Source organism: Nonomuraea polychroma (genome assembly GCF_004011505.1).
Taxonomy (GTDB): domain Bacteria; phylum Actinomycetota; class Actinomycetes; order Streptosporangiales; family Streptosporangiaceae; genus Nonomuraea; species Nonomuraea polychroma.
Genome location: NZ_SAUN01000001.1, coordinates 5,867,347 through 5,881,829, shown reverse-complemented (window position 1 = coordinate 5,881,829; position 14,483 = coordinate 5,867,347). Strand labels below are relative to the sequence as shown.

The 14,483-nt window shown below is 70.4% G+C and carries 14 protein-coding genes; 4 read left to right on the top strand and 10 right to left on the bottom strand.

Annotated elements, in window-relative coordinates; genetic code table 11:
* Positions 1–73: 73 nt before the first annotated feature.
* The gene (locus tag EDD27_RS56930; RefSeq protein WP_241564272.1) at positions 74–343 is read right to left on the bottom strand and encodes a hypothetical protein; all 270 of its coding nucleotides are present in this window, start codon (positions 341–343) and stop codon (positions 74–76) included.
* Between the two features lie 125 nt (positions 344–468).
* On the opposite strand from EDD27_RS56930, the gene EDD27_RS54585 reads away from it, so the two are divergent.
* Positions 469–1,287: a hypothetical protein gene (locus tag EDD27_RS54585; protein ID WP_241564271.1), complete on the top strand. Its 819-nt coding sequence runs from the start codon at positions 469–471 to the stop codon at positions 1,285–1,287.
* On the opposite strand, the gene EDD27_RS26845 is transcribed toward EDD27_RS54585, so the two are convergent.
* Positions 1,288–2,535: an erythromycin esterase family protein gene (locus tag EDD27_RS26845; protein ID WP_127934838.1), complete on the bottom strand. Its 1,248-nt coding sequence runs from the start codon at positions 2,533–2,535 to the stop codon at positions 1,288–1,290.
* Positions 2,536–2,628: 93 nt separating this feature from the next.
* On the opposite strand from EDD27_RS26845, the gene EDD27_RS26840 reads away from it, so the two are divergent.
* The gene (locus EDD27_RS26840) at positions 2,629–3,366 is read left to right on the top strand and encodes a TioE family transcriptional regulator (protein ID WP_127934837.1); all 738 of its coding nucleotides are present in this window, start codon (positions 2,629–2,631) and stop codon (positions 3,364–3,366) included.
* Here the strand turns inward: EDD27_RS26840 and EDD27_RS26835 are convergent.
* From EDD27_RS26835 to EDD27_RS26815, 5 genes are read right to left on the bottom strand one after another with little or no spacing between them, the layout of a single operon-like run.
* The gene (locus EDD27_RS26835; protein WP_241564270.1) at positions 3,347–4,045 is read right to left on the bottom strand and encodes a DUF998 domain-containing protein; all 699 of its coding nucleotides are present in this window, start codon (positions 4,043–4,045) and stop codon (positions 3,347–3,349) included. The genes EDD27_RS26840 and EDD27_RS26835 overlap by 20 nt on opposite strands.
* 57 nt (positions 4,046–4,102) lie before the next feature.
* On the bottom strand, positions 4,103–4,690 hold the full coding sequence (locus EDD27_RS26830; protein WP_127934836.1) for a GTP-binding protein: 588 nt from the start codon (positions 4,688–4,690) through the stop codon (positions 4,103–4,105).
* On the bottom strand, positions 4,671–5,048 hold the full coding sequence (locus EDD27_RS26825) for a DUF742 domain-containing protein (protein WP_127934835.1): 378 nt from the start codon (positions 5,046–5,048) through the stop codon (positions 4,671–4,673). Before EDD27_RS26825 ends, EDD27_RS26830 begins: the two co-directional genes overlap by 20 nt.
* The gene (locus EDD27_RS26820) at positions 5,045–5,464 is read right to left on the bottom strand and encodes a roadblock/LC7 domain-containing protein (protein ID WP_127934834.1); all 420 of its coding nucleotides are present in this window, start codon (positions 5,462–5,464) and stop codon (positions 5,045–5,047) included. Before EDD27_RS26820 ends, EDD27_RS26825 begins: the two co-directional genes overlap by 4 nt.
* The gene (locus EDD27_RS26815; protein WP_127934833.1) at positions 5,461–7,830 is read right to left on the bottom strand and encodes a sensor histidine kinase; all 2,370 of its coding nucleotides are present in this window, start codon (positions 7,828–7,830) and stop codon (positions 5,461–5,463) included. Before EDD27_RS26815 ends, EDD27_RS26820 begins: the two co-directional genes overlap by 4 nt.
* Positions 7,831–8,100: 270 nt before the next feature.
* Between EDD27_RS26815 and EDD27_RS26810 the strand changes: the two genes are divergently transcribed.
* The gene (locus EDD27_RS26810; RefSeq protein ID WP_127934832.1) at positions 8,101–9,048 is read left to right on the top strand and encodes a terpene synthase family protein; all 948 of its coding nucleotides are present in this window, start codon (positions 8,101–8,103) and stop codon (positions 9,046–9,048) included.
* Here EDD27_RS26810 and EDD27_RS26805 read toward each other — a convergent pair.
* Together EDD27_RS26805 and EDD27_RS26800 are read right to left on the bottom strand one after the other, a co-directional pair.
* Positions 9,045–10,598 carry a prenyltransferase/squalene oxidase repeat-containing protein gene (locus EDD27_RS26805; RefSeq protein ID WP_206641670.1) on the bottom strand — a complete coding sequence of 518 codons (1,554 nt, stop codon included), beginning with the start codon at positions 10,596–10,598 and terminating at the stop codon, positions 9,045–9,047. The two genes, EDD27_RS26810 and EDD27_RS26805, sit on opposite strands and share 4 nt — an antisense overlap.
* Positions 10,595–11,986: a cytochrome P450 gene (locus EDD27_RS26800; RefSeq protein ID WP_127934831.1), complete on the bottom strand. Its 1,392-nt coding sequence runs from the start codon at positions 11,984–11,986 to the stop codon at positions 10,595–10,597. Before EDD27_RS26800 ends, EDD27_RS26805 begins: the two co-directional genes overlap by 4 nt.
* A gap of 282 nt (positions 11,987–12,268) precedes the next feature.
* Between EDD27_RS26800 and EDD27_RS26795 the strand changes: the two genes are divergently transcribed.
* Positions 12,269–13,297 (top strand): polyprenyl synthetase family protein, encoded by a 1,029-nt coding sequence (locus EDD27_RS26795; RefSeq protein ID WP_241564269.1) that lies wholly within the window; start codon positions 12,269–12,271, stop codon positions 13,295–13,297.
* Positions 13,298–13,416: 119 nt separating this feature from the next.
* On the opposite strand, the gene EDD27_RS26790 is transcribed toward EDD27_RS26795, so the two are convergent.
* Positions 13,417–14,346, bottom strand: a complete 930-nt coding sequence (locus EDD27_RS26790) for an aldo/keto reductase (protein WP_127934830.1) — start codon at positions 14,344–14,346, stop codon at positions 13,417–13,419.
* Between the last annotated feature and the right edge of the window lie 137 nt (positions 14,347–14,483).

Sequence of the window (14,483 nt, the reverse complement as noted above, 5' to 3'; positions counted from 1 at the left end):
CGGCCGCCGGCAGGGTACGCGTCAGCAGGTCGGTGCCGGCCGCCGACCCGTGGTGGCTGATCCCCGGCCTGTTCTACGGCGAGAACCGGCCCGCGGCCTGCGAGCGGGTCTTCCCCCGTTTCGAGGCGGGCGCCGACCGACCGGAGGAGATGGTGTCGTCCCGGTGGGGATTCCGCGCCGACCGGGCCGCCACCCCGGCCGTCATGGCGTGGGGCGACGTCTTCGGCGTCGCGTTGATCGCGGACGAGGAGTCGCCGCTCGGTACCACGGGCCTGGCCATCGAGCACTCGGCCGGCCGGGCCACGGTCTCGATGGTGTTCCCGTACCAGGAATATCCGATCACCTACTACGGCTCGGTGCTGCCGCTGCCCGCCCAGGCCGCCACCCACGTCTGGCAGCCCGGCGAGGAACACGAGCTGGACGCCGGTCAAGGACGCCCTGCACGCCCGCACGCTGGGCGAGGCGACGTTGTTCCTGCTGCGGGCGCTGCGGTTGCGGCCGGAGCCCGGCTGGCTGGCCGCCGCCCGCTCCAACCTGGACGCGATGGTCGCCCGCCAGCGCCCCGACGGCAACCTCGGCACGCTGCACCACGCCGCCACCGGCGAGGTGCTGTCCTGGTCGGGGGCCTCCGGCCTGACCTGGGTGGCCGCCCTGGCCGAGGCCGGTGAGGAGCATTACCTGCGCGCGGCCGAGCGGGCGGAGGAGTATTACGCGGCGTTCGTCGACGACGAGTTCGTCTACGGCGCGCCCGAGGACGTGGATTTCGCCCCGACCTCGGAGGACGGCTACGCGGCCGTGATCGCGTACATGGCGCTGCACCGCCGCACGGGCGAGCGCCGCTGGCTCGACCTGGCCCGCCGCGCCCCCGACTCGATGCTCACCTTCCGCTACTCCTACAACGTGCGCTTCCCGCCTCGCAGCCCGCTCGGCGTGTACGGCTTCGCCACTCGCGGCGCCGACCAGGCCTCACCGTCGAACCAGCATGTGCACGCGTACGGGCTGGTGTGCACGGCCGAGCTGATCGAGCTGTCTCAGGCGCTCGGCGATCCCTACTATGCCGAGCGGGCGCACGAGACCCTGGAGTGTTTCCGCCAGCTGCTCCCGGCGGCCGACGGCGACGTCAACGCCTACCGCGGCATGATCACCGAGCGCTACTACCAGACGGACTGCTTCCAGCCGAAGGGCATGTACCTGACATTGTCGCACGCCTGGAGCGCGGGGGTGCTGCTGCTGGCCTGCGAGCAGGTGCTGGCCCGCGATCGCGTCCCTCTGGTGGCCGAGTCCTGATCAGGACGGGACATCCTTGATGAAGACGATTCCGTCGTTGTCACCGAGGTGGGCCGGGTCAAGCGCGAAGTAGCCGTAGTTCGCCGAGATGTCGGTCCGCGGGACCGGCTTCGTGCCCGTCTCGGCGAGGGCGGCGGCCAGCCGGCGGGCGTCGATGAGGTAGCGGTTGTCCGGCAACGTGTACAGCAGCCCCTCCACGGTGTCGGTATGGGGAACGGGGAGCGCCTGGTGCGGCATGGCGCCGAGCGCCGAGGCCACGAAGGCGTACTGGTCGCCCAGGCGGGCGCTGACGATCGCGCCGGCGCTCCACCAGTCCAGCGCCATGTCGGCCAGCTGCCAGGTGCTCTTCTCCCGCTGCAGGTGGCGGTTGTGGGCGTAGATCAGTGTCGGGCCGTACTCGGCGATGGTCTGGAGGTTGCCGGCCATCATCCCGTCACGCAGGCTCATCAGCCGCCACACCCGGGCGGGGGAGTCGTCGGCCATCCAGTAGTGGTAGCGGAGCAGGCCGGTCGCGGTGCGCCCGTACAGGCTCGCCCGCCACCAGTCGTCCCGCGAGGTCGAGGCGATCAGGTGCGGCGCGTACGCGTCGAGCAACGCCACCAGGTCGTCCGCGACCAGGCGGAGCTGCCTGGCCTCGGCGGACTGCCCGATCGACTGGGAGGCGTCCATGGCCGCCGCGGGATTGCTCCATCGCTCGCCCGCCCCGATCAGTCGGTCCAGGTCGTCCGCGGCGCAGGGGAGCAGGCCCGCGTCCAACCAGGCCGCCAGATAGCCGTGCAGCGCGGTCAGCGCCTGCCGGGGATCGGCCGCCCGGGTCATCTCCAGGGGGCCGTCGAACCCGAAGAAGCGCAGCCGCTCCGCGGCCGGCCGGTCCTCGTTGTGCGCCCGCATCCAGCGCACCAGCTCCCGGTTGGCCGGCGACGCGCCGAACCCGTGGCTGAAGCCGCGCTCCATGACCTCGTCGAGCGTCCCCTTGCCGGCCGTGACGTAGTCGTCGACGGCCACGCCCATGAGGCAGTCGCTCTCAAGGGCGAAGGATCGGTAGCCCTCGTGCTCGACGAGATGCCGGAAGATCTCGTTCCGCAGTTCGGGAAGCGCCTCCTCGCCGTGCGTGGGCTCGCCGAGCCCGAGCAGGCGGGGCCGCGCGGGGAGGGTGCGCAGGAGCCTCGTGACGGCGGCGACACCCTCGCCGTCGAGGGAAGACGCGACGTCCTGGACGAGCGGGCCTGTTCTCTTCGATGACGACATGCCTTCTACGGTATCGTTGAACTTTCTGTGTAAACTTTCGCGCGACACCCCCCCGCTCCGGCGGCGGCCTACCTTCAACACGGTGACACATCCATGGCATCCGCTGAGCGGCTGAGGCCGGTGGACCTGGCCCGCGAACACGGCCTGTCCACCCAGGCGATCAGAAACTACGAGCAGGCAGGCATCCTCCCGGACGCCGCCCGCACGCCCCACGGCTATCGCACCTACACCGCGCGGCACGCGCAAGCGCTCCGCGCGTTCCTCGCCCTCGTGCCCGCCCACGGCCACCAGACCGCGACCTCGATCATGCAGGCGGTGAACGGGGGCGGCGTCGAGGAGGCGCTGAAGATCATCGACGAGAGCCACGCCCAGCTCCTCGACGACCGCCGGACCCTCCAGGCCGTGGAGAACGCCCTGCGCGACCTGACGCCCGCCGCCCCTCCCGGGCCCGGCGTCACCTTCATCGGGCCGCTGGCCAGGAAACTCGGGATCCGGCCCGCGACGCTGCGCAAATGGGAGCAGGCCGGGCTGGTGCGGCCGCGACGTGACCCGCAGACCGGCTACCGGGTCTACACCGCGGCCGACGTACGGGATGCCCAGCTCGCGCACCAGCTCAGGCGCGGCGGCTACCTGCTGGAGCAGATCGCGCCGCTGATCGAGCAGGTACGCGCGGCGGGCGGGCTGGCGCCGCTGGAGGACGCCCTGCGGGACTGGCGCGGCCGGCTGTCCGCCCGCGGGCGCGCGATGCTGGCCGGTGCCGCAGCACTCGACGCCTATCTTCGCCTCGCCACTGACACGAACGGGAACCCGCTCACGCTGGACTCCGTCTGACCAGCCGCACTGCCAGCAGGGCCAGCCACGCCCATCCGACGGCCACCGCGATCCGCTGGAAGAGCCCGCCGTAGGCGACCAGCGCAGGGTTCTGCGCGAACGCGATGGTGGCCAGCACCATGGCCGTCACGAACGCCGCTCCGCTCACCGCCGAATAGACGGCCCACCCCGCCTCCCGAGTCCGTGCGAACCGTACCGCGAACACCACGCACGCCGCGGCGATCGCGATGAAGCCCGGCAGCGAGAACAGGTCGTGCAACTCCGCGGACAGGCCGCTGTGCTGCGACAACAGATCAGGGGTCCCCGGCGGGTACCCGCTCACCGGGTCGGTGGTGAACACTCCCGCGCCGACCAGCGAGAGCCCCCAGAGTCCCACCAGGGCCGGCCCCCAGAACGCATTCTTGAGCGCCCGCCGCAGTCCCACGGCGAAGGCGATCGTCAGCAGACCCGCGACCACGAAGTTGGCCGCCTGGACCCAGCCGTGCCCGCCCAGCGCGAGCGAGCTGACCGGGTGGCGCAGCGTGTCGTAATGGGCGCGCACGGCGCCCTGGACGAGGAACGTGACGACGAACAGCGGTCCCGCGATGGCCCCGCACAGGAGCAACCGTTTCGTCGTCCGGTCGTTGGGTTCCGCCATCGGCTCCTCGGGAGCCGGGCTGGCCAGTGTGATAGTGCGCATGCTTGTCAGGCTAGATTGACACGAACCTCTTTGTCAATCCAGCCTGACACGGCCCGCTCAGCTCCCGACCGGCTCCGCCCGCAGCTTCGCCGAATGCTTCACCAGCTCGATCAGGACCTCCCTGCTCGAATCCCGTTTCCTGGCGTCGCACATGATGATCGGGATCGACGGGTCGAGCTGGAGCGCCAGACGTACCTCCTCCAGCTCGAACGTCGGCGCCCCCTCGAAACAGTTGACCGCCACCACGAACGGCGTGTGCCGCCGCTCGAAATAGTCCACCGAAGGGAAACAGTCCGCCAGCCGCCGCGTGTCCGCCAGGATCACGGCGCCGAGCGAGCCCTCCGCCAGTTCGTCCCACACGAACCAGAACCGCTCCTGCCCGGGCGTCCCGAACAAATAGAGCACGTAGTCGTTGTTCAGGGTGATCCGGCCGAAGTCCATCGCCACGGTGGTGGTGCGCTTGGCCTCCACCGAGGTGAGGTCGTCCACACCGATGCCCCGGTCGGTGAGCACCTCCTCCGTCCGCAGCGGCCGGGTCTCGGAGACCGCGCCGACCATCGTCGTCTTGCCCGCGCCGAAGCCCCCGGCGATCAGGATCTTGATCGCCGTCGGCAGGCGCGGGCGCTCAGAGCGAGCGAAGACCATCGAGCACCGCCCTGTACATCTTCATGTCACGCATGTCCACCTCAGATTGTGGTTCCTGGGCAGAGACGAGTTCGCGGTCGAACAGGTCGCCGAGCAGCACGCGGATCGTGCCGGCCGGGAGATTCAGGTGCGCGGCGATCTCGGCGACGGACTTGGGCTCGCGGCAGAGCTGGAGTATCCGCAGGTGCTCGGGGTCCAGTCCGGCGTCCGGGCCTGGCGGCGCACCCACCGCCAAGGCCATGGAGATCAGGTCGAACCTGCCGTGTGCCGGCTGGGTCCGGCCGCGTGTGACGACATAGGGCCGGACGATCTCCGGATCGACCCAGTGCTCGTCCGTCGGGCCACCGATGCCTGTCACCGCTCGCTCCTGGCCACGGCCTCGGCGTTGCGGGCGCCCGAGGTGAGGTATTGGCCCACCCGTGCGACCATCATGGCCATCTCGTACGCGACCAGCCCGATGTCGGCGCTCTGCGCGCACAACACGGCCAGGCAGGCACGCTCGCCCGCCGCGGTCACGACGAGGAACTGGTGCCTCCACTCCACGACCGTCTGCCGCACCGCGCCGCCGGAGATGTAGTCCGAGACGCCCTTGGCCAGGCTCTGCAGCCCGGAGGCCACGGCGGACAGATGCTCGCCGTCGGTCCGCTGCAACCCGGCGGACGAGGCCATCAGCAGGCCGTCGGAGGACAGCACGATGGCGTGCTCGGTCTCCTTGACGCGCGCGACGAGGTCGTCGAGGAGCCAGTTGAGGTCGGTGCCCGCGGTGGGGGTCATGGTGCCTCGCCTCCCTGCTGCTCATCCAGCATCTTGGCCGCCTGCGTGCGGCCAAGGCGCGTGCCTGACTGCAGAGATCCCATCATCGCGCGGATCTCCTCCGGCGAACGCTCGTCATCGTCCTCCTCGAGGTCTGGCTGCTTGGGCGTGTCGTCCCGCAGCGCCGGCGCAAGGTTCGCCTGTGGCACGCGGAGCGGCAGCCCCGACGGGGTGAATTCGGCCACGGGCTGCTGCTCCGGTTCAGCTGGCGGCTCTGGTACTGGTTCGGGGGCAGGGACGAGGCCAGGCTTGGCAACGGGCGCGGGGGCAGGTTCGGCAACGGGCGCCGGGCGGGTGGGCTTGAGCGCGCGGACGTTCTCCGCGCCGCGGGGCGCCTCCGCCGTGACGGGACGGGCCACCTCTCCGGCGACGGGGCGGGCCACCGTGGCCACCGCCGTCGGACGGCGCGGCAGCCGCTCCCCGCCGCCGCCCTGAGGCTCCGGCCTGGGGTCGAGCTGGACGAGCTCCTGCGGCAGCAGGACCACGACCGTGGTCCCGCCGTACGGCGAGGCCTTGAGCACCACCTGGATGTCGTGCCGCCTGGCGAGCTGGCTGACCACGTAGAGGCCCAGGCGGGCGGTGCCCGTGATGCGGAACTCCGGCGGGTTCGCGATGCGCTCGTTCGCGGCCTCCAGGTCCTCGGGCTTCATGCCCAGGCCCCGGTCCTCGATCTCGACCACGTACCCGTTGGCCACGAGCTGGCCGGTGACCTGCACGTTCGTGTACGGAGGCGAGAACGACACGGCGTTCTCGATGAGCTCGGCGAGCAGGTGCACGACGTCACCGACGGCCCGGCCGACGAGCACGACCTCGCCCATCGGCAGCAGCGTGACCCGCGTGTAGTCCTCGACCTCGGCCAGCGCGCCGCGCACGACGTCGACCATGGGGACCGAGCGGCGCCACGTGCGGGCCGGGGAGGAACCGGAGAGCACGATGAGGTTCTCCGCGTTGCGCCGCATCCGGATGGCCAGGTGGTCCAGCCGGAAGAGCTCCTTCAGCTCCTCGGGGTCGGTCTCGCGGCGCTCCATCACGTCGAGCACGGTGAGCTGCCGGTGCACCAGGCCCTGAGTCCTGCGGGCCAGGCTGAGCAGGATGTCGCGGATGCTGCGGCGCAGCTCCGCCTGCTCGGCCGCCACCTTGATCGCGGTGCGCTGCACCGTGTTGAACGCCTGGCCCACCTGGCCGATCTCGTCGTCGCCGAAGTCCAGGTCCGGCGCCTCCTTGGCCAGGTCGACCTCCTCGCCGCGACCGATGCGCTCGACGACGCCGGGCAGCCGGTCGTCGGACAGCTCGTGCGCGGCGTCGCGCAGCTTCTGCAGCTGGGCGAAGATCGCGCGGGCCGTGGTGATCGACAGGATGATCGAGGCGATGACCGCGATGAGCCCGAGACCGCCCGCCAGGACCAGTCGGATGATCACGTTGACGGCGACCGGCACGGCCCTGTCGACCACGCGGTCTCCGCCGGCGAGCACCATGGTGTTGAAGTCGTTGAGTGCCCGCCCCGACACCGTCTTCCACTCCTCGGCGCCGAACGGAAGGGCGCCGATGGCCGGACTCTGCTCGGAGATCTGCCGTTCCAGGCCGGCGAGCTGGACGAACGACGAGCCCTTGACCAGCCTGTCGTAGGCGATCCGATCGGATTCGTGCAGCTCCGATGCGGCCTGGTCGGCGACGATGTGCCAGGCGCCCACGGTCTGGGTGAACTCCGCGTGCTCGGCGGGGGACAGCCGTCCTTCGGTGAGCGCGCCGGTGAGCAGCGCGTCCTCTCGGCTGAGGACCTCCCGGGCCCGGCTCAGGGCGGACAGGGCGCGGATCTCCTTGGCGATGGTCTTGTCGTCGAGAGTCGCCACCGCGCCGTAGAGGTTGTAGAACGGGTCGATGACGGTGGCGAAGGCGTCCATGGCCTGGACCCGGTTCAGCCGTCCGGCGTCGACGGCCTGCCGGGTCTGCTGGATCGAGTCGAGGCGGCGGAACACCTCGGCCAGCCGGCGGGCGCCCTCGTCGTCCATCGCCCAGTCGACGACCGTCGCGCCGGCCGACTCCTGGAACGCGGTGATCATGAGGTCTGTCTGCTTGCGCTGGCTGTCCAGCTCCCTGCGGGCGCGCGGCGAGGGGTCGCTCAGCTTGACGACCGAGAAGCGGCGCTCCTTCTGCAGCTCCTCGAGCACCTGCACGCTGGGGTCGACTACGCTTGAGTTCAGCTGGGTGACCCACAGCAAGTTGACACCCTCGCGAAGAGTGACCCACGCAGCGAAGGCCCACAACGCCGCCAGGGAGAGCAGCAGAGCCGTGACTTTGGTCCGCAGTCGTGTATTGCGGAAGCCCATCTATACCCACCCTGTGAATGTCTATCGTGCGCCGCTCGCCCTACAGCACACAGTGGCAACAGACCCTGTCGATCAAGGAACTGTAGCGTACGTCAAAGCACCTCACAAGCAACGGTAATCACTTTGCGCACAAATATCCGATTTTTGACAATATTGGTCAAGAATGCTCAAAATCGATATCATCCGCATGTGAGCGACGCCGCTGCATACTTCGCCATTCACAATGACCTCGTAGATCGCCTCCTAAAGCGCTCGCATCAGTTGGCCGGAGTGCCGGAACAGGACCGGAGCGCCGTCCTGAACGCCGCACTCGACGCCGTGTCCCTGGCGGAGCGTATGCTGCGCCCCCACACCGCATTGTTCGCCGACGGCGACAGCGCGGCCAGCCGGCTCGCCTTCAGCTGCCTGTCCGCCGCCGCCACGTTCCCGCGCGCGGGGCGGGACGAGATCGCCGACCTCGGGGCCCTGACCGCGATCCTGTTCGGCCTCGACGACCTCGCCGACAACGTCGCGGGCCATTCGTCCGACCGCGACGTCGTCGAGCTCTTCGGCCGGCTCGCCGCCATCCTCGAAGGCGAGCCGGCGCCGGCCGATGCCACGGAGCTCGCGGGCCAGGCACTGCACGCCTGGCAGGCCTGGTGCGCGCGTTTTCACGCGCACCCCGGCGCCGCGGCGCACGTGCCGGCCCTGGTGCGGCGGCTCGACCTCGCCGGTGCCGCCATGGCGCGTGAGCGCGTGTGGGCTTCGGGTGGCGAGCCCTGGCCGGCGTACGACGAATACGTCGCGAACGGCCGCATCACGATCCTCTACCCCACCTGGTGGGCGGCCGCCCTGGCGGTCTGCGGCCCGATGCCCGCCGACGTCGCTCACTGGGAATCGATTGCGCCGGCCACCGCCCTCGGCGCGGCGTGCATGCGGCTCGCCAACGACATCAGGACGTTCGAGCGTGAGAGGCACGAGGGCAAGCCGAACTCCGTCCTCATCCTGGAGCGTGCGGGGATGACCATAGAGGCTGCGGTCGAACGGGTCTCCGCGCACATCGCCGAACTCAACACCGCCTTCGCCGCCGCGCTCGCGGAGCTGCCGCCCGAGCTGGCGGACATCGCGGAGGGACAGCGCAGGAGCGTGGCGTTCAACGGCGCCTGGTACATGGCCAGGGACACGCATGCGTACACCGTGCGGGAGTTGGCCAGGGACGTCGACACACATGGCGGCTAGGGCAAGGCGCCGTCCGGCGACGGGCGGCACGCCCGCTCGGCGAGGTGCTGCGCGGTGATCACCGCGGCGCGGGTCACGGCGAGCGGCGTGTACAGGTCCTTGTCGTGCCAGAGCGGAGGATGGTCCTTGCCGGCCGAGCGTGCCAGGTACGCCTGTCCCCGACCGGCGGCCTCCACACAGCGCGGCTCCCATCGGCTCCTGGTCATCAGCAGGGTCTGCATCGCGTACGCGGTCTCCTCGGCGGTGCCCTCCCAGCGTCCCCAGGAGCCGTCCGGCCGCTGGGTGTCCAGCACCCACGCGACCGCCGCGCGTACCGACGCCGCCGACGGCTCCCCGCCGAAGGCGTCAAGCGCCAGGGCGCAGCTGACGGTCGCGTAGTAGGGAGAGGCATGCCACCTGTCGGTCCAGCTGCCGTCGGGCCGCTGCCGCTCCCGGATCCAGGCCGCCAGGTCGCGGATCGCTTGTCCGTAGCGCGGCGCGGCGGTGGGCTTGCGGGCGACGTACTCGCCGAAGGCGTCCAGCACGTGCGCGTTGACGCTGACCGAGACGCCCTGCTCCCCGGGCCAGGTGGAGAAGTGCCCGCCGGAGCGGAAGTGCCACAAGCTGTCGGGCTCGCACGGCACTCCCAGCAGCGCCAGCGCGTACAACGCCACAGCCGTCGTGTCGGCGTCGGCCGGCAGGCCGGACCCCGCGGGCGTGCCCGAGGGGCCGATCGCCGCCCGCAGGTCGGCCGCCATCTCGGGCGGCACGTCGACCGGCACGCCCGCGCGGCCGAGCCAGCTCAGCACCCAGCCCCGCTCGAACATGGTGATCGGCAGCCCGACGGGCACGGGACCGCCGTGGAGCCGGACGATCGCCTCCAGATGGCCGCGGGCCGCTTCGGAGGCCTCACCGTCACTCCGCTCTCTCAGCCAGGCCGCGGTCGCCGCGGGCGAGGCCCCGATCGTCCCGATGGGGGTGGGCCGGATGCCGGGCGCGCCGGAGGCCTCCTCGCCCGCGATCTCCAGGGCGTGCAGCAGCTTCTCCGGGATCTCCATTCCCGACTTGATCCATGACCTGACCAGCCGGAGCGTGTCCTCGCTCATCCCTTCGGGCAACGGCAGCGGCGGGTGCCCCGTGAGATGCGTGATGCGCTGGTTGATGAGGGTCACGAGGGACGGGACGATGTGCTCGATCGCCGGCATGTCCGGCAGCGTGAGCCGTTGGCCCAGCCACGTGGCCAGCATGCGTACGCCGCGCTCTGCCGCGTACGCGAGGTGCCCGCGGTCGGCGCCGTGGTCCGCGCGCGACAGCGCCGACAGGAGGCCTTCGGTGGCGCTCAGCGTGGGCACCAGGCCGTACCCGTCCGGTGCCCCCCACGCGCCGTCCTCCCGCTGGGTGCCGGTCAGGTAGGCGATGCGCGCCTGGTGGCCGGTCAGCCAGGGGGCCAGGGAGACCAGGCGGCCGGTCTCGTAGATCGATGGCGACACCTGCCCCCACGGCCTGAGCATGAGGCTCGTCACCAGCTCGCCGGCCGCCGCGGCGATGCCGGAGGTCATCGCTGTGGTCATGCCCGTGCGTCCCGATCGCGAGGCTCCAGCCGCAGCCAGAGGCTCTCCCTCGGCCGCACGGACGCCCCCGGCACCGGGGTGAGTTTCTGGGGGTTGGTCAACACCTGCCGGTATCGGCTCATCACGTTGGCTATCACCAGCGACGCCTCGATGTAGAACAGATGCTGGCCGAGGCACACGTGCGGGCCCGTGCCGAAGGGGATGAAGGAGTAGCGGTGCCGGAGCTGGTGCTTCTCGCCGGCCCAGCGCTCGGGATCGAACTCCAGCGGGCGCTCCCAGAACTGCGGCAGCCGGTGGGTGGTGTACGGGCTGACCAGCACCTGCGAGCCGGCCTTGATCCGGACGCCCCCGATCTCCGTGTCGGCCACGGTCTGGCGGGGGATGATCCAGGCCGACGGGTAGACGCGTATGAGCTCCTGCAGCACCATGCGGAGGTAGGGCATCTGCGCGACGTGGTGCGGCCGTACGGGGCCGCCGCCCACCACGCGGTCGATCTCGTCCCGCAGCTTGGCGTCCACGTCGGGATGATCGTGCAGCACCGACCACAGCCAGGCCAGCGACATGGCGGTGGTCTCCGAGGACGCGCCGTACATGCTCACCAGGTCGTCCCGCACCTGCCGCACGTCCACCGTCCCGTCCTGTGCTTTCCGGGCCGTGAGCAGCGCGGAGATGATCTCCTTACGGGGCTCCGCCGCGGGGGAGGCCTCCGCGCGGGAATTCTCCTCGATCAGGGAATAGATGATCTCGTCGATCTTCTTCACGGCTCTGAGGAAGGCCCGGTCGCCGGGGACCTTGATGGAGTAAGGCGTGAAGGGGAAGAGCAGCCGGAAGTGGATCGAGGTGGCGCACGTGGCGATCTCGGGCTGCAGCAGGTCGACGGTCTCGCGCGGGATACGGCCACCGAACAGGAGCTTCATGACGGCCTCGTTCACGATGGCGGTCATCTGGTGGCCGCCGCCGTCGATCAGCCGCCCGGTGCGGGCGTGCTCATCGAGTTCCGGCATGCAGCCGGCGACGACGTCGGCCATGTCCTCGGCCAGCGAGTTGATGTATTTGGGGGTGAAGAGGGGCTGCAGGATCTTCCTGGCCGACGCCCAGGCCTCGCCCTCGGCCAGGATGCTCTGGCCGGTCACGCGGTGCAGCGGCCGCCAGAACATGCCCGCGCGCACGAAGTTCGTCCAGTCCGTTTTGAGTACCTGCTCGACGTGGTCAGGATGCGAGATCAGGTACGGGCGGAACGGGCCTAAGTCGAGCCGGACGATCTGGCCGCGGGCCTCGACGCCCATCCTGGCCAGTTCGGTGACCGGGTCTTTCGCGAGCCGCGGGATGGCCTTGTAGAACGGGAGAATCTTCGGGCTGGTCACGGGAGTGTCCGTGGCGTGTGGCATGGCGTCGATCCCCTGATCCTGAGTGCGATATGCAGAAATAAGGGTGTTATGTGAGGTTTTGGCGGGTTTGCGTATTCTCACATGAGGGTCAGATGATGATCGAATAGGGGAGGCGGATGATGGGTGCCCTAAGGGTGGCGTGGATCGCCACGGGTGCCTCCAACTGTGCCTCCGGCGCCATGTCTCACATGACGGACATTTCCTGACAAATGTCAATCTGTGGGTGGATTATCACATGCGGCTGCATGTAGATTCAAGATCGTACCGGGGTAGGAGCGCCAGTTGAATTTCAGCCATCCGGCCGGCGGCCCGCTGGGCGGCGGCGGCGCCATGGAGCGTTGCCGACGCCTGCTCGAACCGGCTCTCCGTGAGGCCGTCTCCGTGCTGCACCCGTGGGGCGCCAGGATGGCCGCGTTCGCGCTGGGCTGGTCGGACGCGGATGGCCGGCCGTACCAAGGGGACGGCGGCAAGGGCGTGCGGCCCGCCATCGCCATGCTCAGCGCCGAGGCGGTCGGGGCCCGGGCCGAGTCGGCGCTGCCGGCGGCGGTCGCGGTGGAGCTGGTGCACGCCTTCTCGCTGGCGCACGACGACATCATCGATCACGACGAGCGGCGCAGGCACCGCGAGGCGCTCTGGAAGGCGTACGGCGTGGGGCCCGCGCTGCTCACCGGCGACGCGCTCCTCGCCCTGGCCGTCCAGCAGCTCGCCGGGGCGCCGGAGGCCATGAAGTTCCTGTCGGCGGCGCTGGTCGAGCTCGTGCACGGGCAGAGCGCCGACATGGCCTTCGAGAACCGGCCCTGGCGCGGGCCCAAAGAGGTCACCATCGGCGAGTACACGGAGATGGCCGCGGGCAAGACCGGCAGCCTGCTGGGAGCCGCCGCGGCGGCCGGCGTCGCCCTGGGCGGCGGCACGCCCGAGATCGCGGACCGGATGTGGACCGTGGGCCGCGACCTCGGCGTGGCCTTCCAGATCGCCGACGACATGCTCGGCATCTGGGGCGATCCCGGCGTCACCGGCAAGCCCGTCCACAACGATCTGCGGCGCGACAAGAAGACGTTGCCGGTCCTCGCCGCCCTCGCCACCGACTCACCGGCCGCCCGCGAGCTGTCGGCGGTGCTCTCGGCCGGCGTCACGGACGAGGAGTCGGTACGGCAGGCCGCCCGCCTCGTCGAGCAGGCCGGCGGCCGCACCGCCGCCCAGGCCATGGCCGACCGGTATGTGTCGGCTGCCTTGGAGGCACTGGACGAATGCCTACCGAACGCCACCGACCTCCGCGCCGTGTGCGCCGGCCTCGTCAACCGCACCCACTGACCCACCGCCGTGCCGCGGGGGCGGCTCGCCTGCAGCCCGGGCACGCCTAGGCGCATGCGGCCGTCGGCCGGTGCGCACGTCCCTTCGCGCACCGGCCTGCCGACCTCGGCATGACGCGGTCAGGGGCGGGAGGCCTCGTCCAGGAGGGTGAGCTCCTCCGCGCTCAGCGTCAGCTCGGCAGCCGTGATCAGGGCCTGCAACTGCTCGACGTTGCGCGCGCTGGCGATCGGCGCCGTGATCGTCGGCTGGGCTTTGAGCCAGGCCAGCGCCACCGAGGCCGGGTGGACCACCCGCTCGGCCGCCACCTTGGTCAGCGCCTCCAAGGTGCGCCGCCCGTGCTCCGTCGCCAGGTATTCGGCCGCCATGCCCGCCCGCGGGCTCTCGACGGTGACGCCCGGCGCGTATTTGCCGGTCAGGAAGCCGCGTGCCAGCCCGAAGTACGGTGTGCTGCCCAGTCCCTCCTTGGCCACCACGTCCCGCAGCTCGCCCTCGTAGTCGCGCTCCACCAGGTTGTACTGCTGCTGCAGCGCGACGTACCTGATCAGCCCCTCCTCGTCGGAGATCTTGAGGGCCTCCGCCAGCCGGGCGGCGCTGTGGTTGGACGCGCCGGCGTACCGGATCTTGCCCTCGCGCACCAGCGCGTCGAAGGCGGCCAGCGACTCCACCATCGGCGTGTCGTGGTCGTCCACGTGCGCCCAGTAGAGGTCGATGTAGTCGGTACGGAGCCGCCGCAGCGAGTCCTCGACGGCCGTGCGGATGGTCGCCGGGGCCAGACCTTGCAGCCCTTCGAGCATGCCGACCTTGGTCGCCAGAACGAGCGAGTCCCGGTTGCGCCGGTGGGCCATCCACTCGCCGATGATCATCTCGGAAGCGGAGTCGCCGGTCGCCCAGTACGGATAGACGTCGGCGGTGTCGATGAAATTGCCGCCGTTCTCGACGTACTCGTCCAGGACCGCGAACGACGTCTCCTTGTCCGCGGTCCAGCCGAAGACATTGGTGCCGAGCGATATCGGGAAAACGGACAGGTCCGTGGTTCCTATTGATCTCATCCCGCCATTATCCGCGCCTCCGATGAGGCGGCTTCGAATGGCACCCCGGGTTACGGAGTTGCCTGGTCAGCATGCCGGTCTCCGGCGGCATGTTCTTTCTCTGGAAAGGAGGAGCGCGCCGGGCCGAAAACGTTGTC